The sequence below is a fragment of the Chryseobacterium viscerum genome, assembly GCF_025949665.1.
Lineage (GTDB): Bacteria > Bacteroidota > Bacteroidia > Flavobacteriales > Weeksellaceae > Chryseobacterium > Chryseobacterium viscerum_A.
The window spans coordinates 245,068-265,667 of sequence record NZ_JAPDFT010000004.1; the positions used below are offsets into that span (position 1 = coordinate 245,068).

Consider the following 20,600-nt stretch of genomic DNA (forward strand, 5'->3'; position numbering starts at 1 on the left):
ATGTTCAGCAATAACGATATCAATTTTGAAGCCCTGAAAAGAAAAGCCTATAACGGAAGATGGGCAACCCTGGAAGAAGGAATCATTCCTCTTACGGCAGCAGATCCTGATTTCAGGACAGCTCATGAAATAGAACAGGGAATCATCGAATACCTTAAAGACGGCTATCTAAGCTATGGGCCGTTTTCCGGTCTTCCTGAATTCAAAAAAAGTGTTGCAGATCATTTCAATAAGGAGAAACACGGAACTTTTTCTCCTGAAAATGTTTTGGCAGTCAACAGCGCTGCTCAGGGAATGTTCCTGATTGCTTCTTATGTTCTGAATCCGGGAGATGAAGCCATTATTCTGGATCCTGTAGATTTTCTTTTCAAAAAATCAGTAGAAACAGCAGGAGGAAAAGTGATGCTTTGCCCTGTAAATACTATAACAGGAGACATTGATTTTGAAAAACTGATTTCCTTAATTAATCCCAAAACCAAACTTATAAGCATCTGCAATCCGCATAATCCCCTGGGAAAGGTATATTCTAAAGAAATATTAATAAGAATAGCAGAGATTGCTTCAGCTCACGATCTTTGGGTGATGAGTGATGAAATCTGGAGTGATATTATTTATGACAACAAAGATTTTCATACCTATTCTTCCGTTTCTGAGAAAGCAAAGAGAAAAAGCTTTACCGTTTATGGATTTTCAAAGTCATTTGGAATAGCAGGATTGAGAATCGGGGCTGTATTGTGTAATGATCAGGATATCCTTGAGGATTTTACAGAGAAATCCAATTTCAATTCAACAATAGAAGGTGTTTCTACTTTGTCACAGATTGCCGGAAGTGTAGCTCTGGAGAAAGCAATGCCTTGGTATAAAGATTTTTTAGCGCATTTACAGAGCAACAGGAATCTTGCTTTTGAATTACTAAGCCGTTCAGAAATTGTAAATCCTAATCTGCCTGAGGCTACTTTTGTCCTGTTTCCAAAGATTGAAAACGGAATGTCCAGCGATCAATTTGCCCAACACGTCTTAAAACAGGGAAAGGTTGCCATCGTTCCGGGGTCAGAAAGATGGTTCGGAAAAGGAGCGGAAGGACATATCAGAATTTGCTTCTCCACATCACAGGAAATTTTAGAAGAAGGAATTAACAGAATCATTACCAGCTTTTAACATTAAAATTTTTCATTAAATTTAGATATTAAGTTATTATTTTACCGAATTTAATGCGAATCAATATTAAATTAAGAAATTCATACTAAATATTTAACTTTACTATTGATTTAAAAATAAATATTGATAATTTTGATTAAATCACCACCCAAAATTATCTATATGAAAATAAAATACATCAGCGTTATTTTTCTTGGAGTTTCCACGCTATCCTATGCCCAGCAAATAAAGGACACCTTGAAAGAATCTAAGATAGACGAAGTAGCCATCACCGGAAGCCGGAATAAAAAAAGAACAGTAGTAAATACGCCTGTTCCAATTGATATCATTGACATCAAGCAGGTAAGTCAGTCAACAGGGCAAGTAGAAATCAACCAGCTTTTACAGTTTTCTGCACCTTCTTTCAATTCCAACAAACAATCAGGGTCTGACGGTGCTGATGCAGTAGATCCTGCCACTTTAAGAGGTTTAGGGCCTGATCAGACCCTCCTTTTGTTAAATGGAAAAAGATATCACCAATCTTCACTGATCAACCTTTTCGGAACCAAAGGAAGAGGGAATACGGGATACGACATGAATACCATTCCCATTGGTGCCATAAAAAGAGTGGAGGTCCTTCGTGACGGCGCTTCAGCTCAATATGGCTCTGATGCTATCGCGGGGGTAATCAATGTCATTCTTAATGACCGCGATAAAGGTTTTGAAGGAAATGCTTTTTATGGAATGAATCTTTTCAAAAGTCCCGGAAATAATGATGTGGTTTCTGATCACAAAGTGGACGGAACAACCTTTGATTTCAGTGGAAATTTAGGAACTAAAATAGGTTCAAAAGGAGGTTTTGGAAACTTTACGGTAGAATTTATCAACAAAGATTATGCGATACGAAATGCAAATCCTGATATTTACAATGATCCGCTAGCACCAAGACAGCGTTTCGGGGATGCAAAAGCTCAGAACATTTACTTTTTCGGGAATATTGAGCTTCCTTTATCTGATGGTCTGAAATTCTATTCCCGTCAGGGCTTTTCACATAGAAATACCAAAGCCTACGCCTGGACCAGATCAGCAGATGCAGACGGAAATATTCCTGAAGTTTACCCTACAGGATTTAATCCTATTGAAAATACAAGCATTACAGATTTCACGTTTGACAACGGCCTGAAATTCAAGGTTGCAGGATGGGACGTAGATTTTTATAATGCTTTTGGCAACAACAGATTTACCTATCAGATTGACAATACAATTAATGCCACTCTGGGGGTCAAATCGCCTACAAGCTTTAATGCCGGAGGACATTCGTTATTACAGAATACAACCGGTTTTAATGCGGTGAAACAGTTCAAAGTACTGGAAGGGCTTAATATCGCTTTCGGATCGGAATTCAGGTATGAAAAATTTGATATCATCAAAGGAGAAGAAGCTTCTTATGCCATGTATGATGTAAACGGCAATCTTGTGACCGCCAGTACTCCCCAAAACTTACTGGTCACCAACCCTTTAAGTGGGAATATAAGACCAGGTGGTTCTCAGGGATTTCCGGGATATTCTACAGATATTGGCAAAAGCAGAAATAACTTTGCGGCATATATAGACACTGAACTTGACGTTACAAAAAACTGGATGGTAAGTGTTGCCGGAAGATTTGAAAATTATAATGATTTCGGAAGTACTTTAAATGGAAAATTCGCGACAAGATATGCGATCACTCCGCAATTTGCCTTCCGTGGTTCTGTTTCTACCGGGTTCAGGGCTCCTTCTCTGGCTCAGAAATACTACAGCCAGCAGTTTACCAACTTTCAGGGCGGTCAATTGGTTACTATTCAGCTTGCTTCTAACGACAGCAAAATTGCAGGCAGCCTTGGAATTCCTCAATTGAAACAGGAAACATCGGTGAATGGAAGTGCCGGATTTACGTTCAATACAGGAAAATTCACAGCAACAGTGGATGGATATTATATTCAGGTAAAAAACAGAATCGTTCTTACCGGATATTTTGCACAGGCAGACCTGCCGGCAGATGTTCAGGCAGAAAATCCATTTATTGACCAGGTACAATTTTTCTCCAATGCTATAGACACCAAAACAAAAGGAGTAGATCTTATTTTAAGTTATACTGAAAACCTTGGTTCCGGGAAACTGACTGCTACCTTAGCCGGAAACTATAATGATATGGAAATCACAAAAGTAAATACTTCAGAACAGCTGGCAGGGAAAGAAGATATTTATCTGAGTAAGAGAGAAAAGGCTTTTATCCTTGCTTCTGCTCCAAAAACAAAAGTCAATTTAAACCTCAATTATAAGATCAACAAATTCAATGCGAACCTGCAGTTGGTAAGGTTTGACAAAGCAACACTGATTGGGTATGATGGTACAGAACAGATCTACAATCCAAAAGTAACTACCGATATTTCTTTCGGCTACGAGTTTTGCAAGAATCTGAATCTGACACTGGGTAGTAAAAACTTATTCAACAGATATCCTACGCTGCAAACCACTCAGGTAACCAGCGGGAATACAGAATCCGGAGGTATTTTTGACCCTGTACAGATGGGATTTGCCGGAAGACAGGCTTTTGCCAGACTTAACTTTAAGTTTTAAGAGAATAAAAAGAAACTGTATCAAAGGTTTCACCTTTGTCATTCTGACGAAGGAAGAATCTCATTTATAAACCAATAACATAAGATTCTACATTTCATTTCGTTCAGAATAACATTTTGATACAGTTTTCTCTATTTTTTTGAAATTTTATAAAGCTTACCACTGTCGGTTACCACATAAAGATTTCCGTCCATTCCGTTCAGCACATCACGGAAGCGTTCTTTCTGATCTACAAGAAGACGTTCTTCACCTACCACTTTATTATCTTTCATTACAATTCTGTCAATATGCTCACCACTTAAACATCCGATAATCAGGTTTCCTTTCCATTCCTCGATATTTCCTGTATAAAAAGTAATTCCGCTTGGTGAAATCACAGGATCCCAGTAGTAAACAGGCTGTTCAGTTCCTTCTCTTTGGGTGATTCCCTCTCCTACTTTGTCTCCAGAATATTCAATTCCATATGTCACATCACCCCATCCATAATTTTTTCCAGGCTGGATCAGATTAATTTCATCTCCACCTCTCGGCCCCATCTCCACATCCCATAAATTACCATTAGGATCAATGGCCATTCCTTGAGGATTTCGGACACCATAAGCATAGATTTCAGGCTTATATCCAGACTTTCCGATAAAAGGATTTCCCGGAGCCGGTTTTCCGTCTTTTGTGATTTTTAGAATTTTCCCAAGATAATTATCCGTTTTCTGAGCATATACACGGGTTACCTTATCTGATCTTTCTCCTGTACTGACAAATAAATTCCCATCTTTATCAAAAGCAAGACGGCTCCCATAGTGTTTATCTCCGTCGTAAGAAGGTTCTGCACGGAAAATAACTTTCACTTCTGAAATATTTTTGAGATCTGCGGACAGCTTCCTTTTTGCCACGGAAGTTAAGTTTCCTTTTCCAAACGGTTCTGAAAAACTGAAATAAATAATATTATTAGCTTTAAAATCAGGATCAAGAGCTACATCAAGCATTCCACCCTGACCTTTTGAATCCACTTTTGGAAAACCTTCTATTTTTGAAACCCGCTTTCCATCAGATGAAACAACATTCATGTGACCATTCTTATCTGTGATCAGAAATTTTCCGTCAGGTAAATTGATAATCCCCCAGGGTCTTCCCAAATCTTTATTCAGTATCTCTACATTATAGGCCGTTGTACTTTTTACTGCCTTGATTCTTGTCTGCCCTTTAAATGCCGGTTGGAAGTCAGAATTAGGCTTCTCTGTCTCTACACTTCCATCATTTCCCGTCTTCTGAGCATTCGCATGATTTTCTTTACACGATGATAAAATAAGAAAAAGACTTAGGACAGGGATATAAAATTGATTGATTTTCATAACATTAGAATTGGTGATTGTACAATGAATGGAAAAATAATGCCATAAAGTTTGTGTGTTTCATTTTTTATTCTACATTTGTAGAACAAATTACAACATTGTAGAATGAAAGAGATTAAATTAACAGATTCTGAAAAAATTCTCATGGAAATTCTTTGGGAGAAGAAAAAGATTTTCATGAAGGATATTCTGGAAGCTTACCCTGATCCTAAGCCTGCAGCAACTACTATTGCCACCTTGCTTAAAAGAATGCAGAACAAGGACCTGGTAGGTTATCAAGTGTATGGAAATTCCCGTGAATATTATCCAAAAATAGAAAAAGGGGAATATTTCAAGGAAGAAATGTCTTCCATGATTGATCGTTTTTTCAACAGCTCGGTAACACAGTTTGCCTCCTTTTTTACATCGAATACCAAGCTCAGTCAAAAGCAGCTGAAAGAACTCCGCGATATCATAGATGAACAGATAAAAGAATAGATATGGCAGCCATTATTCTGAAAATAATCCTGTGCTCTTCTATTTTCATTGCCGTTTATTATCTCTTCCTGGAAAAAGAAAGAATGTACAGATTCAACAGATGGTATTTACTAAGTGCCATATTGCTTTCTTATATCATTCCATTTATCAACATTACCATACAAAGACCTGAAGCGGAGACCAAACCACAAATGATAATTGAAGAAACGGCTCAGCAAATGGTTTTTATTCAGCCGGAACAGGAAAGCTTTAACTGGATGAATATGATATGGGCCGCATATACTATAATCACACTTTTTCTGCTCATAAAAAGTCTTTTTGCTCTTTTATCTGTGAGAAGAATCCGGGGAGAAAAAAAAGCTTATGAACATTACAATATCGTATTAACGGATGAAAGCCTTTCTCCTTTCAGTTTCTGGAATACAATATATATGGGGAAAAACTACATGGAAAATAATAGAATTGACCAAAGGATATTCCTGCATGAAAAGGCTCATATTGATCAGAAACACAGTGTAGATTTAGTAATTCTCAATATTTTAAAGATTTTTACATGGTTCAATCCTGTTCTCTTCTTATATAAAAAAGCAGTAATCACAAATCATGAATTTTTAGCAGATGAAGCGGTTCTGAAAAAGAATTATAATATTAAAGAATACCAAAATCTTATTCTTGAAGAAATTCTTAGCCGCCAAAATCCTCCTCTTACTCATTCATTTAATTTTAATAACACCAAAAAAAGATTTATTATGATGAAAACAAAAAAATCGAAATTCATTCTGTTAAGGAAAACAGCTGGAATCACAATATTGATTGCCGCAGCAGCATTCCTTTCTGAAAGAACTTATGCAGGTAATCCAGCGAGTGTTCAAATGTCTGAAAAAATAACAGAAGCCTCTGTTCAGACTAATGGTCAGGATTCCTACCAGGAATTTAAGGATATACTGGCTAAGTATACTGATCTGCTGAATCATGGGAAATATGCAGAGTTTTCAAAAAAGGTTACTGAAAGTGATAAAAAGAGGTTGGGAGAACTCTATCCTTTACTTAATGAAAGCCAGAAAAATGAACAGAAGATTACATTCTTTGCTCTGCCTGAATTGAAAAAAAGAATTCCAACAGAGAATGAGCTGAAAGCATTTTTAAATAAAAATGATTACGCAATCTGGATTGATGCAAAAAAAATTGAAAATAGTGACTTAAAAAACTATAAGAAAACAGATTTTTCAAATGTTTATATCAGTAAAGTCTATCCGAATGCAAGAACAGCAAAAAATCCTCAGCCGTATCAGGTTAGCTTAATGACTCATCCTTACTTTGCAAAAACTAAAGAAGAGGGAAAATCCTCAATGATGATGGGCTTTAAAAGATCAGAGCTGAAAAAAACTCAGGATACCATCACTCCACGAGAAAATAATACAATTAACAGCGAAGGTAAAAACACAAACTTACAGGAAGACAAAACCTTTGTGAGTGCTGAATATCCAAACGGGATGAAAGACCTCAGAACAAAAATAGGCAAAACCATGGATGTAAGTACTCTGAACCCAATGAACGGAACAATAAAAGCAATGGCCTATGTTCATATAGATGAAACAGGGAAAACAACCAACGTGACTGCCTCCGGTGACAATGATGTGTTCAATAAGGAGTTCCTTAAAACAATGACCGCCATAAGCAACGAAACAGTCTGGAAACCCGCCACGAAAGATGGGAAAGCCATCTCTTCGGTACTGAAAATCCCCGCAACAATGACTTTTACCAAACCTTAATAATGAAAAGCGCTAAAAAATAGCGCTTTTATTATTTCAATTATTCTTGTTTAGACTGTTAAAATTTTATTATCAAAATATTCATCTTCAAAACATTATCCTGTCTAATAATTTCTTTCGTATTTTTGTTGTATACATTCTTTTCTATGGATTTTAAGCTTCAATCAGAATATAAACCTACCGGAGATCAGCCCCAAGCTATTGAAAAACTTACTGAAGGTATAGAGATCGGTGAGAAATATCAAACCCTTCTCGGGGTTACCGGCTCCGGAAAAACCTTTACGGTTGCTAATGTTGTAAAAAATGTTCAGCGTCCCACTTTAGTTCTGGCACACAATAAGACTCTTGCGGCGCAGCTCTTTATGGAGTTTAAAGAGTTTTTCCCGGAAAATGCTGTGGAATACTTTGTCAGTTACTATGATTACTACCAGCCTGAGGCCTATATTGCCACAACAGGAACTTATATTGAAAAAGACCTGAGCATCAATGAAGAAGTTGAAAAACTACGTCTTTCTGCAACCGCCAGCCTGCTTTCAGGAAGAAGGGATGTTTTGATTGTGGCATCTGTTTCCTGTATCTATGGTATTGGAAATCCTACAGAATTTCATAAATCTTTAATTTCCATTGCTATTGGTGAGAAAGTGACAAGAACAGCACTTCTTCATTCACTAGTTAATGCATTATATGCCAGAACATTAAATGAATTTCAAAGAGGAACATTCCGTGTAAAAGGAGATGTAATTGATGTTTTCCCTGCTTATACTGATAATGCTATCAGAATTCAGTTTTTTGGGGATGAAATTGAAAAGATCCAAAGCTTTGACCCTGTTACTGGGAATGTAGATGATAATTTTGATCAGATACAAATTTACCCTGCCAATCTTTTTGTAACATCAAAGGAGACCTTAAACGGTGCTATTAAAGACATTCAGGATGATATGGTAAAACAGGTTGATTTCTTTAGCTCTATTGGAAAACCATTAGAAGCAAAACGACTTCAGGAAAGAACCGAACTGGATCTTGAAATGATTAAAGAACTAGGCTATTGTTCAGGAATTGAGAACTATTCGAGATATCTTGACGGCCGACTTCCGGGAACAAGACCTTTCTGCTTGATTGATTATTTCCCTAAAGACTTTTTAATGGTTATTGATGAAAGCCATGTAACTGTTCCACAGGTTCATGCCATGTATGGTGGTGACCGAAGCAGAAAAGAGGCATTGGTGGAATATGGTTTCAGACTTCCGGCTGCGATGGACAACAGACCTTTAAAATTTGAAGAATTTGAAGCTATACAGAATCAGGTAATCTATGTGTCTGCAACTCCTGCAGATTATGAACTTGAAAGAACCGGAGGAGCCTATATTGAGCAGATCATTCGTCCAACAGGACTTCTTGACCCGATTATTGAGGTAAGACCTACCATCAATCAGATTGATGATTTGATGGAGGAAATCCATAAAAGATCTGATGCTGATGAGAGAGTATTGGTAACCACTTTAACGAAGAAAATGGCGGAAGAGCTTACGAAATACTTTACCAAATTCGGAATCAGAACAAGATATATTCACTCTGATGTTGAAACGCTGGAACGTATTCAGATTATGCAGGACCTTCGTCTAGGGCTTTTTGATGTGCTTATCGGAGTTAATTTATTACGAGAAGGATTAGATTTACCGGAGGTTTCGTTGGTTGCTATTCTGGATGCTGATAAAGAAGGAATGCTGAGAAGCAGAAGATCAATGATTCAAACCGTGGGACGTGCCGCAAGGAATGTGAACGGAAAAGCCATCATGTATGCCGATAAAATCACAAAATCTATGCAGGCTACCCTGGATGAAACCGAATACCGCCGTGCCAAACAAATGCAGTACAATGAGGATCACGGCCTGAAGCCAAAAGCATTAAATAAAAAGATTTCGGAAAATCTTGTCGGAAGAAGCAAAGACTTCCCTGATGAAAAATATACCCAAAAGGAAATCCTTCAGAAAGTTGCTGAAACAAAAGCAACCTATGCAAGTGAAGATATAGAGAAAATGATCACCCAGAAGCAGAAAGAAATGGAAGCTGCTGCGAAAAATCTTGACTTTATAAAAGCGGCCAAGCTGAGAGATGAAATTGCGGCATTGAAAGCTTAATAAAACTGATTTATAAATATTTTCGGCGGCATCTTTGATGCCGCCGAAAATATTTTAAGAAAGCTTAGTCAGTGGATATGTATTTTTCCATACTTCATAATGAATATTAAATACCTTAAGACATAGACAAGCCAACATTAAGAGTACACTTATGATACAAAGCATCATAAAAATCTCATCAACGCCCCGAAGTATTGAATCTGCAAGTAGCTTTTTCTGCAAAGAAGCCAGCGCCATATTCTCTGCAGACATCATATCCAATCCTTTACTTATGAACCCAGATTTAATGACATTGACGTACTCTATAACCTTGGGGTCTGTAGGAGTTATATATTGAGAAAAATCAGTACTGAATTTTGTTTTTAAATAAGAAAGCCTGTGACTGAAAAAAGCAGATGTAACGGGCATAGCCACTACGTATCTTGAAAATACACTAAAGAAAACTCTTGAAGTGTTATCTTTCAGTTCAACATTAGACGACACATAATAGGATAGGCTGGTCATAGTTACCCCATAAGCAGCTCCTCTCAGAAGCTGAGGAATAATAAGTGTCCACTCCGGAATATTGAAAGCTACAAGGTTTTTAATTACAAAATAAAACAAAGTATACAATAAAAACCCAAATACCAACGCTCCTCTTGCCTTATGTCTCTTATGAAGCCATATTCCCGTAAGCGGTACTGAAACAAAAAATGCAGGAATCATATAGAGATTGGATACATTGGCATATTTTACGTCTCCTTTAAAATTTAACAGTAGAAATGCAGACACTACAGATGAAGAATTATAAACAATATATAAAAGTACCATAAATACTATTCCCCATCCGATTTGTTTATATCTGATAAATGCTGAAAGATCAATCATAGGATGTTTATGAAATATACTATTGATAATAAAACCCAGAGTACTGAAAAATAAAATGAATGAACTTAAAATAATATTCTTGTCATACCACCAGTCTGATTTTTCACCCATTACACAGATATAAGAGAGGGAGAAACCCATAATCACCACTGATAAATAACTGAACCAATCAATATCTTTTAATTTAATGGGGGATTCTTCGTGGTTGCGATGTAAGCAAGTTTGAACGATGAAAATACTTACCACAATTCCCGGAATCCATAAATAATAAATATAATACCATTCATAATCAACAATAAGCCAAGATGCGGCAAATGCTACAAGTTGCGCCGTTACAAAAGAAATCGTGTAGTAAATCCCATAAAAAAGACCTCTACTTCCGGAAGGATTAAGACGTTGCATCAGAAGTCTGATGGCATCAAGCAAACAAATAATTTTTACCGTTCCACAAGAGAAACTAAGAAATATAACTTCATACACATTATTAGGGGCGGACATCAGCAAAGACATGACAAATTCAAGAGCGAGACAGATTAGCCACACATTTTTTCTTTGGTAAATTTTTGTCATATGCCCACTCAACGCAATCATAGCAACTAATCCAACCGAATTGGTATAGGAAGCAAATTGTAAAAGATCTTTTTCCTCTCCTAATTGAGAGGCTATCGAATTAATATCTACTCCCTGTAATCCACTGATAATAGATTGTGAAATCAAAAGTATAAACAGTAAAGGAGTTTTCATCCATTCGGGAATCAGCTGATGGAAAGGATCTGTATTCATATTAGTTTGATATCTAACTTTTAGAGTAAAATTATTTTAGTTTTTTAAACAAGGTATCCAAAACAGTAATAGTTGTTACGAGATCATTCTCTGAAACGGAGTTTTCTATTTCTAAAAGAATATTTGAAATCATCGGAATTACCTTGTCTTTGATTCCGCGCCCTTCCTCAGTAAGAAAAATATTCTTATTTCTTCTATCATTTTGATTTTGTACTCTTACTACAAGATTTCTTTTTTCAAGATTATCAATCAGATTGGTAAGACTTGCTTTATCCCTGTAAAGAATATCAGAAATTTCCTGTTGATTTCTCCCGTCTTTCTCCCAAAGACACCTGAGAACAAGATACATTTCAAGTGTAATATGAATCCCTTCACGAGCAAAATCTGCTAAAATCCTATTCCTGATGGCAGATTGTAAATTAGAGACTTTTCTTGGTAAAGCTTCTTGAAACGTACTGATATCTAATGATAATTTCATAGCACAAATGTAACAATTAGTTAGATGTCAAACTAATTTACTTTATAGATATTTCCTATTCGGAATTTTCAGAAAGTCTTATCGGAGTGCTGCCCTGATGGGGGTCAAAAGATCCATCAGACCATTTAATTTGATCTCGTAAACAGTTGAAAGCTGCATTCCCAGTTTTCCCTTTGGCATTCCATTTTTGTTGAACCATTCCAGGTAGCTGACCGGAAGATCAATCAAAACCGTTCCTTCGTACTTACCGAACGGCATTTTCATGACACAGATTTCTTTTAATATTTCGGGATTGAGTCCTTCCACTTTTATATAATTAAATTAATTTTTCTTTAATATCATCCTGTCCGGGCAGTTCTAGATCCGGGGGAGCATATTCATCCGAAAATTCATTCCTGTACACCTGAACCAGAAGAAGCGTCAGTGAGATCAGAATAGGCCCGAAAATAAGCCCCATGAAGCCAAAAAGATTCATTCCCATGATAATCCCAAATACCGTATTCAAAGGATGGATGTTTTCCAGTTTCTTTAAAAGGGTAAAACGAAGAAGATTATCAGTAAGACCTACCACAACAACACAATAGATCGCTAAGCCGACCCCCTGTACTGTATTTCCTTCAGCAATCATAAAGATACACACCGGAACATACACAATAGCAGTTCCTACAACGGGAATCACTGAAGCTGCAGCCGTTAATGCAAAAAGTAATACAGCGCCCGGTGCCCCAAAAATAAGATATCCTATAAGAGCTACGATCCCTTGTCCTACTGCTACAACTGGAATCCCGATAGCATTGGCCATAATCAGTTTTCTCATTTTATCGCCGATTAAAGAAATGTTAGCTCTCTTAAGTGGTGCAGAAGAAGTAAGGATCTTTTCGAAGAGCCTTGGCTTTTCCAGCATAAAATAGAGAATAAAATACATGGACATCACTACGGTAAGGGTATTGAACGTTCCACTGACTGCAGAAGTAGAAAATTTTCCTACATTATCTTTCAGTTTCACCATGTTTTCTTTGCTCAGAATATCAAATCCTGTTTTAGAAAATATGTAAGAATGTATTTTATCCAGGAAAATATTGAACTTGGCCATATAAGCCTGTGCATTCCCCAGTTTATCAATAATCAGATCGGCAATAAAATAGATAGGAAGAATAAGGACGATAAGGCTCGCAAACATTAATGCAAATGCGGCAAGTGAAGGTCTCCATTTTTTTTCTTCCTGCAGATAAAAGTTATATTTTCTGCAGACCACATAAATGGTGATGGCCCCCAAAACTGAAGGAATAAACAATGCCAGATTAAAACAAATCAGACCCGCTAATACCACAATAATGGTCAGCAAAGACATCTGCTTTATCGCAACATTGCTTATTTGTTTGTCCTTATTCATCATGCATTTTTATTTATTTACTGTACATGATTTGTCTTGGTTTTCCTAAGAAAGCACAATAAGTAGAGTACATTACAATCATAATAAACGGAGCGGTTAAGATCACTCCAATTCCGCAAAGAATAACCCCCGCAATAGAGATCAGGAATCCTAAAAATCCGGTTAATAAGAAAATTCCGTAGTTTTCTTTAGCAATATTGAAAGATTTCCCTAAAGCCTCAGTAGCTGAAGCATTTTCAAATAACAGAATAGGATACCCTAATAAAAGGAAAGGATATACAAAAATAATAGGCAGTACACATAATGCAAGAGCAACTGATGAAATAATTCCAGACAGAAGGCTATAAATCAATATATTCACAAAATTCTGGCGGTACCCAATGAATAGATCAGAAAACTCAATAGGACTTTTGGTATTATATTTATTCACCATGTAGATCAATCCTACATACAAAGGAGATAATAAAAGTCCGAAAAGACTGGAAGCTCCCATATATAAAGGAAGTCCCGGAGCGCTCCAATAATTAAAGTCACCTCCTGAAGATTTCATATCTTCTACAATGGAAGCAGAATCAAATCCGGTAAGCATCTGAATAACAGACCCTCCAACCAGATAAATAATCATTGCTACGATTCCGTAACCGAAAACACCTTTATACATTTCAAAGGCATGAGAAATAATCGATCCCGTATCTCTGTTAGGTACAGAGCCCTGCTGATCAAATTCGTTAAATTCAGACATAGTTTAAATATTTAATGATTTTACCAAATTTAGTTTTTTTTAGTAAAAAATCATATTAAAAACGAATGAATTTTAACTTTTCTCTGAAAAAACGGTTTTATAAAGCGAATAAATCATTGCATTCCAAAAAGGAAATGTGAAAAGTCCTCCTATCAAAAACAGAACAAAACCTACATATTTAAATAGAAAAGCAACGATTACACAGACCATTATTTCCACGAAGTACATTTTAAGAGCTTTAAAGTTCAGAGAAATGGCCTCGAATATCCTTTTATTCGTAAAAAACATCAATGGAGCCACAAATATTGTTACTGCAACCCAAATTATAGCCAATACAACGGTAGGAATTGTAAACCGGTAAATAAAGAACCAGAAAAGAAAATATCCTAGATATTTAAAAAAGTTGAGCCCATTGTACCCTGCAAACAGATCCCCGATCACAACATTTTCTTTAAGATCAATTTTTCTGAAGATCTGGAACATCCCCAGATTCAATGGATACAAAAACGCTGTAGTTCCCCAGATGGCCAGTGTAAACATCTGATAATTTTCGGTAGCCGTTATCTCTTCCATTTTTTTCAGATACACCTTAGTGCCTTGCAAAAAGGCTTCCTCCAATTCTTTATTGTAAGAGAAAACATCATATTTTGCCCCAAAAAGCATAACAGCCGTAAGCAGTATTCCAAAAAAGATGATGGAAAACATCAACTGAAAAACCAGTGTTTTATTCCAATAAAAAAAAGCCTGCTTCAATATAAAATCTAGTCCCGGTTTCTGAGGATATTTGTTCTGCATCATAAAAAATTTATGCAAAAGTAAACATCAATAATTATTTTTGCAGAATGTTTTCAGTGAATCATCAAAAATTTATGGAAATGGATGAGCTTTCTCTTCAGAAGGTTCCCTATTTTTTCGTAATCGACTTTCTCTCGGAGAGTGTCGAAATATACCAGGAACATGAGATTGAAAAATCAGGTTTAATTATTGATTTTCAAGAGTTTTCAAACAAAAAAGAAACACACGCGTTAGATAAAAAAGTAATCTGGAAATCATTTCCGGAAACGTTGGAAAGCTTTAAAATCGGATTTGATAAAGTTCAGAAAAATATTCGTTTGGGAAACTCTTATTTAGTAAACTATACTAGAAAAACGAAGATAGAGACAAATTTAACCTTAGAAGAAATTTTTTATCATTCAAATGCAAAGTATAAAGTTTTTTATAAAGATTTTTTTGTATTTTTTTCTCCTGAAACTTTTGTGAAGATCATTAACGATAAAATTCTCACCTATCCCATGAAAGGCACTATTGATGCTTCTATTGAAAATGCTGCGGAAATACTGAAGAATGATAAAAAGGAAAAAGCAGAACATTATACCGTAGTAGATCTGCTCCGGAATGATCTGAGCATGGTGGCTGATGAGGTAAAAGTGGACCAGTTTCAGCATATTGATTTCATCAAAACCCAGCAAAAGGATCTGTATGCAATGAGTTCCGAAATTTCAGGAATAATAAAACCTGAATTTGATGGAAAAGTAGGAAGTATTATGCAGAAACTTCTTCCTGCAGGCTCTATTTTAGGAGCTCCCAAGCCTAAAACACTGGAAATAATTCTGGATGCAGAAGGTTATGAAAGAGGATATTACACGGGCGTTTGCGGCTGGTTTGACGGCCAAAATGTTGATAGCTGTGTGATGATCCGTTTTATAGAAAAAGAAGGAAATCAGCTTTATTTTAAAAGCGGAGGCGGTATAACGCACATGAGTAAGTTAGAAGACGAATATCAGGAAATGAAAAATAAAATCTATGTCCCAATTCATTGAAAGCATTAAAGTAGAAGATCAGGAGATTTTTCTATTGGATCTACACCAGAAGCGTGTCAATCAAACATTTTCCCATTTCGGGAAAGAAGACTCCATTGATCTGGCCAAGATCTATAAAAATCTGCAGCATGATGAGGATGGTCTTTTCAAACTAAGAATATCTTATGATCTCGACAAAAGAATCAGGACACAGATGATTCCTTATGCCATTCCTGAGATTCAGAATTTCAAGCTGGTAGAAAACAACAGTTTTGATTATTCATTCAAGTTTGAAGACCGTAAAGAATTGGATAAAATGAAGATGAAATCCAAAGCAGAAGAAATCATCATCGTTAAAAATAATCATATCACCGATACTTCTTTTTCCAATCTTTTATTTTTAAAAGGGAAAGATTGGTTTACTCCTGCCACTTATCTATTAAACGGGGTACAAAGACAGCATCTTTTAAAGCATAAAAAGATCAAAGAAGCGGAGATCACTTTACAAAATATAAAGCAATTCACCCATTTCCAGATCATTAATGCATTGAATGATTTTGATGATATGTTTATCTACCCTATCGACAGAATTATCAATCTGCCGGGGAATGAAGAATATCTTGATCTTTAGGATTATTTCATAAATTCAAAGTACGACTTCAGCACATCTGCACTATTCTTCCCGTGAGTATTTACTTCCAGGATTTTTGGCTGTGCATCAGGTTTGAAGAAGTTCTCAAGAACTCTGTCAAGCGTAATTTCATCCTCTACTCTTATATAGGAGAAGCCAAAGTGCTTGGCAAGAGATTCGGCATTCTTACGGTGTTTTGTGGCAATAAATTCGTCTAATGTATTCGGGTTGGCATTTCCAGGCCCCGGAATGATTTTAAAGATATTTCCTTCACCATTATTGAAGATCATAATTCTTACAAACGGCGGAATATATTGATTCCAAAGTCCATTAATATCGTAAAAGAAGCTTAAATCTCCCGTGATCAGCAAAGTAGGGTTTTCATTTTTAATAGCAAATCCCATTGCAGTAGAAGTAGACCCGTCAATACCACTGGTTCCTCTGTTACAGTATATTTTTCGCTTTCCAAAATCAAACAGCTGTGCATATCTGATCCCGGAGGAGTTGCTGAAATGAATATTATAATTTTCAGGAATCGTCTGTGAAGCTTTATTGAAAAAATAAAAGTCTGAGAAATCAATCGTATTTAAAAACTGCTCATGTTTAGCATCTTTTTTATCTCTTAAAACGTCCCAAAGGTTAAAATAAGGCCTAGGCTCCAGATTGATAAATTTCAACAATTTTGAAAAGAAAACCTCAGGCTTAACTTCAATTTTTTCTGTCAGTGAAAAATAAGTATCCGGCTGCCATACTTCATCCAGATGCCAGTGCTGCTTTGGGCGGGTACTTCTCAGGAACTGTTTTACTTTCTTGGAAACGACATTCTGCCCTACTGTAATCAATAGGTCAGGAGCATATGTTTTATAGTCTTCTTCTGTAAAATTAAAAATATAACGGTCTATATGTTTGAAAAACTTCTCGTGATGCAGGTTTGAATTGGCTTCACTTAAAACAATAACAGAATGATTTTTTACCAGTTGTGTCAATTGATTTTCCAATTCGGGACTGTAGTCCCTTGTTCCCACCAAAAGCATAATTCTTTGTGAGGTATGCCATTCCGCAATCAGATTTGAAGGAATTTCATATTCTTTGTGCTTGATTGTTTTTTCTACGGTAGGAAAAGTAGGAAGTTCCGAAACAAGCTCATACAAAGGTTCTTCTAAAGGAATATTAATATGCACCGGTCCCTGCTTTTCAAAGCAAAGTTCGATGGCTTTTTTAATGGTATCGAAATTAATATCTTCTGCATGTTCCTTACTGTCTTCCAAAAGCTGGAAGTCACCATAGGAATGCTGATGAAAAACATCCTTCTGTCTTATCGTCTGCCCATCAAACAGATCAACAAAATCAGTCGGTCTATCGGCAGTAAGCACTAATAATGGAATATTCTGATAAAAAGCTTCAGTAACGGCAGGATAGTAGTTCACAACTGCAGATCCGCTGGTACAGGTAATTGCTACCGGCTTTTTTTCGCTTTTTGCCATTCCCATTGCTACAAAAGCAGCACTTCTTTCGTCTACAATACTGAAACAGTTAAAACTATCTACCTCCGAAAAATGAATGGCCAAAGGAGCATTTCTTGACCCCGGAGAAATTACAATATCAGCAATTCCGTACTGTTGAAGAAGATGTGCAAGTATTTGGATACTTCTCTTAGAAGAATATTTTTTCATACAGCAAATTTAACTTATAAATAATGATTTTAAAATCATTTAATTTAAAAAAAATGTAATTTTGCTATTCGTAAATTTCTAAAAATGGATAAAATACCTAGTGTAGACCTGCGTGATTTCCTTTCGGACAACCCGGAACGCAAACAGAAATTTGTAAATGAAATCGGAAAAGCTTATGAAGAAATTGGTTTTGTAGCCTTAAAAGGCCACTTTCTTGATGACAACCTAGTGGATGATTTGTATGGAGAGGTTAAAAACTTTTTTGAACAGCCAGTGGAAACGAAACAGAAGTATGAGATTCCAGGTATTGGCGGCCAGAGAGGTTATGTAGGATTCGGTAAAGAAACTGCAAAAGGTTTCAAAAAAGGAGACTTAAAAGAATTTTGGCATTTCGGGCAATATTTGTCTGATGATTCAAAATACAAAACTGAGTATCCAGACAATGTAATCGTTGACGAACTTCCAAAATTTAACGAAGTAGGTAAAGAGGCATTCCAGATGCTTGAGAAAACAGGACAGTATGTTCTAAGAGCTTTAGCATTACACCTTGGGTTAAATGAATTTTATTTTGATGACAAGATCGCAGAAGGAAATTCTATTTTAAGACCTATTCACTATCCGCCAATCATTGAAGAACCGGATGATGCTGTAAGAGCAGCTGCTCATGGGGATATCAACCTTATTACTCTTTTAATGGGAGCACAGGGTAAAGGTCTTCAGGTTCAGAATCACAACGGAGAATGGATTGATGCTATCGCAGAGCCGGATGAGTTGATGATCAATGTTGGAGATATGCTTTCAAGACATACCAACAACAAATTGAAATCTACCATCCACAGAGTGGTAAACCCACCAAGAGAAATGTGGAGTACTTCAAGATATTCAATTCCTTTCTTTATGCATCCTATCAGTGCAATGTCTTTAAATGCACTTGAAAATTGTGTAGACGAAAACAATCCAAAACTCTACGAAGATACAACTGCCGGAGAATTCCTGCATGAAAGATTGATCGAGCTGGGATTGATTAAAAAATAAAAAGAAACGGCTGCCTTGAATTAGAGGCAGCCGTTTTTATTATATTACATTTCGATTAAACAGGAAACGCGTGTACATAACATTGTACAACTATTCATTCTGTAACAACCATTATTTTGATCATTAAGTTCCTGGCAAGGGTCATCAGGAGAATCTCTAAGGTCATAGCATTTGTTATTCCCTCCTGAAATACTTTTCAATTCATTTCTCTCAATTTTCTTTAAATTTTTCATAGTTATAGTTTTAATTTTTCCTACTCTGTAAGCTTTTCGGATAACGCTTGCCTAAATTAGCAATATTCACGGAATAAAATAAATAATTTTTAATTAATAACTATTATGAGAGCCAATTAATGAATACAAATAGATTTTATCCTGTTATACAATAAAATTCCGGACACGGAGTTGGTTGTGTAAAAATTCCCCACGGACAGATACAGGTATAAGAATCACCGCCACCTCCAGGGTTTCCTCCACCTCCCGGATTTCCACCATAAGGTACACATTTCCCACCTGAGCAGATTTCTCCCGCAGAACAGCCTCCTTCACCAGGTCCTCCACCCTCAAAACAAAATGCCGGGAAGTCTACTCCAGCAACAATACTTCTTTTGTCATCTCTTGACAGTCTTTTTAGATTTTTCATAGTTATGATTTTTGGTATTTCCTACTCTATAAGCTTTTCGGATAACGCTTACTTAAAAATAATATTTATTTCATTAATAATCAAACATTTAAATCAAATTAAGTTTATAACAGATTAAAGAGGCTTTGGTTTTATTAAAATTTATTTTTTTTACACCCACATCTTGTTTAGTTTAAAATATTTTATCTATTTTTACTTTACCTACAAATTTTTAATTAAAACAATATGAAAAATTTAAAAAAACTACAAAAAGGCCAATTAAAAAACATTTCTGGAGGTGCTACTCTTCCTGAAACAGATTTCTGTATGTATTACTGCAGCGGGGTTATAGTTTGCGCTACCTGCAGTGATGATTTCAAATGCCCGGACACAAACAGTGATATGTAAGATTGAAAATCAAAAATGCCATAAATTGAAACCGTTTCTTTATTGAAGCGGTTTTTTTGTTCCGTTTGGATTAAAATAAGGCGGATTTTGAGGCTTTCACAAGCTTTTATTATCCCAAATATAACTTTACTTATGATGATGGATTTAAAAGCCAGTTCCGAGATTTGAGATGCGGGGTTTTGGGTTCGGCTTACGGCGTTCCAGGGATCAAGATTATTTATGTTCCATAGGAGCGGGCTTTAGCCAAAACTTAGGACTGGGGTAATTGTAATATTATCTGAAGAAAAGATAAATATGGATGGTTTAGATTCCTGCGGAGTGACAACTGGGGGTAATAAACGGTAATGGCGACAACAAAGAAGAAGTCAGTAGTAATATGAAGAAGAGAAAAGCAATAATGGGTAATGAATAATCAGTAATGAGTAATGAATAATGAATAGGTAATAATAACATCTGTGATGACATAGTGATGAGTGATGACTATGGTTTATTACTTATTACTCATTGCTTATTGCTCATTACTTATGTTTAGAGTTGTAGCTGCTTATTTGGCTTGATTAGGTATACAACAAAAAAAATCCTTTATCATCAGATAAAGGATTTTTTAAAAATAAAATAAAAACTGGCGGCGGCCTACTCTCCCGCTTTCGCAGTACCATCGGCGCTGGTGGGCTTAAC

19 protein-coding genes are annotated in these 20,600 nt (G+C 36.1%); 9 read left to right on the forward strand and 10 right to left on the reverse strand.

What is annotated here, in order from left to right:
- Positions 1-1,158 carry a pyridoxal phosphate-dependent aminotransferase gene (locus OL225_RS19755; RefSeq protein ID WP_052184705.1) on the forward strand — a complete coding sequence of 386 codons (1,158 nt, stop codon included), beginning with the start codon at positions 1-3 and terminating at the stop codon, positions 1,156-1,158.
- A gap of 162 nt (positions 1,159-1,320) precedes the next feature.
- Positions 1,321-3,756 (forward strand): TonB-dependent receptor plug domain-containing protein, encoded by a 2,436-nt coding sequence (locus OL225_RS19760; RefSeq protein WP_264519323.1) that lies wholly within the window; start codon positions 1,321-1,323, stop codon positions 3,754-3,756.
- Between the two features lie 131 nt (positions 3,757-3,887).
- Here OL225_RS19760 and OL225_RS19765 read toward each other — a convergent pair whose 3' ends face one another.
- Positions 3,888-5,105, reverse strand: coding sequence for a PQQ-dependent sugar dehydrogenase (locus OL225_RS19765; RefSeq protein ID WP_264519324.1), 1,218 nt, complete (start codon positions 5,103-5,105; stop codon positions 3,888-3,890).
- A gap of 105 nt (positions 5,106-5,210) precedes the next feature.
- Here OL225_RS19765 and OL225_RS19770 point away from each other — a divergent pair, with 105 nt between their 5' ends.
- From OL225_RS19770 to uvrB, 3 genes are all read left to right on the forward strand, one after another.
- A complete protein-coding gene (locus tag OL225_RS19770) occupies positions 5,211-5,582 on the forward strand; it encodes a BlaI/MecI/CopY family transcriptional regulator (RefSeq protein ID WP_047377234.1) in 372 nt (123 codons plus the stop codon).
- Between the two features lie 2 nt (positions 5,583-5,584).
- Complete coding sequence (locus OL225_RS19775; protein WP_264519325.1) at positions 5,585-7,354, forward strand: M56 family metallopeptidase; 1,770 nt, start codon at positions 5,585-5,587, stop codon at positions 7,352-7,354.
- 146 nt (positions 7,355-7,500) lie between these two features.
- Positions 7,501-9,492, forward strand: a complete 1,992-nt coding sequence (uvrB, locus tag OL225_RS19780) for an excinuclease ABC subunit UvrB (protein ID WP_264519326.1) — start codon at positions 7,501-7,503, stop codon at positions 9,490-9,492.
- 54 nt (positions 9,493-9,546) lie between these two features.
- Here the strand turns inward: uvrB and OL225_RS19785 are convergent, their stop codons facing one another.
- The 6 genes from OL225_RS19785 to OL225_RS19810 all read right to left on the reverse strand — a co-directional run bounded on the left by OL225_RS19785 (position 9,547) and on the right by OL225_RS19810 (position 14,553).
- Positions 9,547-11,142 (reverse strand): MFS transporter, encoded by a 1,596-nt coding sequence (locus tag OL225_RS19785; protein ID WP_264519327.1) that lies wholly within the window; start codon positions 11,140-11,142, stop codon positions 9,547-9,549.
- Between the two features lie 31 nt (positions 11,143-11,173).
- Positions 11,174-11,620 carry a MarR family winged helix-turn-helix transcriptional regulator gene (locus tag OL225_RS19790; protein WP_264519328.1) on the reverse strand — a complete coding sequence of 149 codons (447 nt, stop codon included), beginning with the start codon at positions 11,618-11,620 and terminating at the stop codon, positions 11,174-11,176.
- A 78-nt stretch (positions 11,621-11,698) separates the two neighbouring features.
- Positions 11,699-11,926, reverse strand: a complete 228-nt coding sequence (locus OL225_RS19795) for a DUF3820 family protein (RefSeq protein ID WP_264519329.1) — start codon at positions 11,924-11,926, stop codon at positions 11,699-11,701.
- A 10-nt stretch (positions 11,927-11,936) separates the two neighbouring features.
- Positions 11,937-13,016, reverse strand: coding sequence for an AI-2E family transporter (locus OL225_RS19800; RefSeq protein WP_264519330.1), 1,080 nt, complete (start codon positions 13,014-13,016; stop codon positions 11,937-11,939).
- Positions 13,017-13,026: 10 nt separating this feature from the next.
- Positions 13,027-13,755: a beta-carotene 15,15'-monooxygenase gene (locus OL225_RS19805; protein ID WP_047377229.1), complete on the reverse strand. Its 729-nt coding sequence runs from the start codon at positions 13,753-13,755 to the stop codon at positions 13,027-13,029.
- 72 nt (positions 13,756-13,827) lie between these two features.
- Positions 13,828-14,553 carry a hypothetical protein gene (locus OL225_RS19810; protein WP_264519331.1) on the reverse strand — a complete coding sequence of 242 codons (726 nt, stop codon included), beginning with the start codon at positions 14,551-14,553 and terminating at the stop codon, positions 13,828-13,830.
- A gap of 44 nt (positions 14,554-14,597) precedes the next feature.
- On the opposite strand from OL225_RS19810, the gene OL225_RS19815 reads away from it, so the two are divergent.
- Positions 14,598-15,575, forward strand: coding sequence for an aminodeoxychorismate synthase component I (locus OL225_RS19815; RefSeq protein WP_264519332.1), 978 nt, complete (start codon positions 14,598-14,600; stop codon positions 15,573-15,575).
- Positions 15,559-16,185 carry an aminotransferase class IV gene (locus OL225_RS19820; RefSeq protein WP_047377226.1) on the forward strand — a complete coding sequence of 209 codons (627 nt, stop codon included), beginning with the start codon at positions 15,559-15,561 and terminating at the stop codon, positions 16,183-16,185. Before OL225_RS19815 ends, OL225_RS19820 begins: the two co-directional genes overlap by 17 nt.
- Positions 16,186-16,187: 2 nt before the next feature.
- On the opposite strand, the gene menD is transcribed toward OL225_RS19820, so the two are convergent.
- A complete protein-coding gene (gene menD, locus OL225_RS19825; protein WP_264519333.1) occupies positions 16,188-17,858 on the reverse strand; it encodes a 2-succinyl-5-enolpyruvyl-6-hydroxy-3-cyclohexene-1-carboxylic-acid synthase in 1,671 nt (556 codons plus the stop codon).
- 84 nt (positions 17,859-17,942) lie between these two features.
- Here menD and OL225_RS19830 point away from each other — a divergent pair, with 84 nt between their 5' ends.
- The gene (locus OL225_RS19830; RefSeq protein ID WP_047377224.1) at positions 17,943-18,893 is read left to right on the forward strand and encodes an isopenicillin N synthase family dioxygenase; all 951 of its coding nucleotides are present in this window, start codon (positions 17,943-17,945) and stop codon (positions 18,891-18,893) included.
- A 44-nt stretch (positions 18,894-18,937) separates the two neighbouring features.
- Here OL225_RS19830 and OL225_RS22085 read toward each other — a convergent pair whose 3' ends face one another.
- Together OL225_RS22085 and OL225_RS19835 are read right to left on the reverse strand one after the other, a co-directional pair.
- Positions 18,938-19,126: a bacteriocin-like protein gene (locus tag OL225_RS22085; RefSeq protein WP_407295465.1), complete on the reverse strand. Its 189-nt coding sequence runs from the start codon at positions 19,124-19,126 to the stop codon at positions 18,938-18,940.
- A gap of 136 nt (positions 19,127-19,262) precedes the next feature.
- The gene (locus OL225_RS19835; RefSeq protein WP_047377223.1) at positions 19,263-19,535 is read right to left on the reverse strand and encodes a hypothetical protein; all 273 of its coding nucleotides are present in this window, start codon (positions 19,533-19,535) and stop codon (positions 19,263-19,265) included.
- A 225-nt stretch (positions 19,536-19,760) separates the two neighbouring features.
- Here OL225_RS19835 and OL225_RS19840 point away from each other — a divergent pair, with 225 nt between their 5' ends.
- A complete protein-coding gene (locus OL225_RS19840) occupies positions 19,761-19,922 on the forward strand; it encodes a bacteriocin-like protein (protein WP_185097832.1) in 162 nt (53 codons plus the stop codon).
- Positions 19,923-20,600 lie beyond the last annotated feature (678 nt).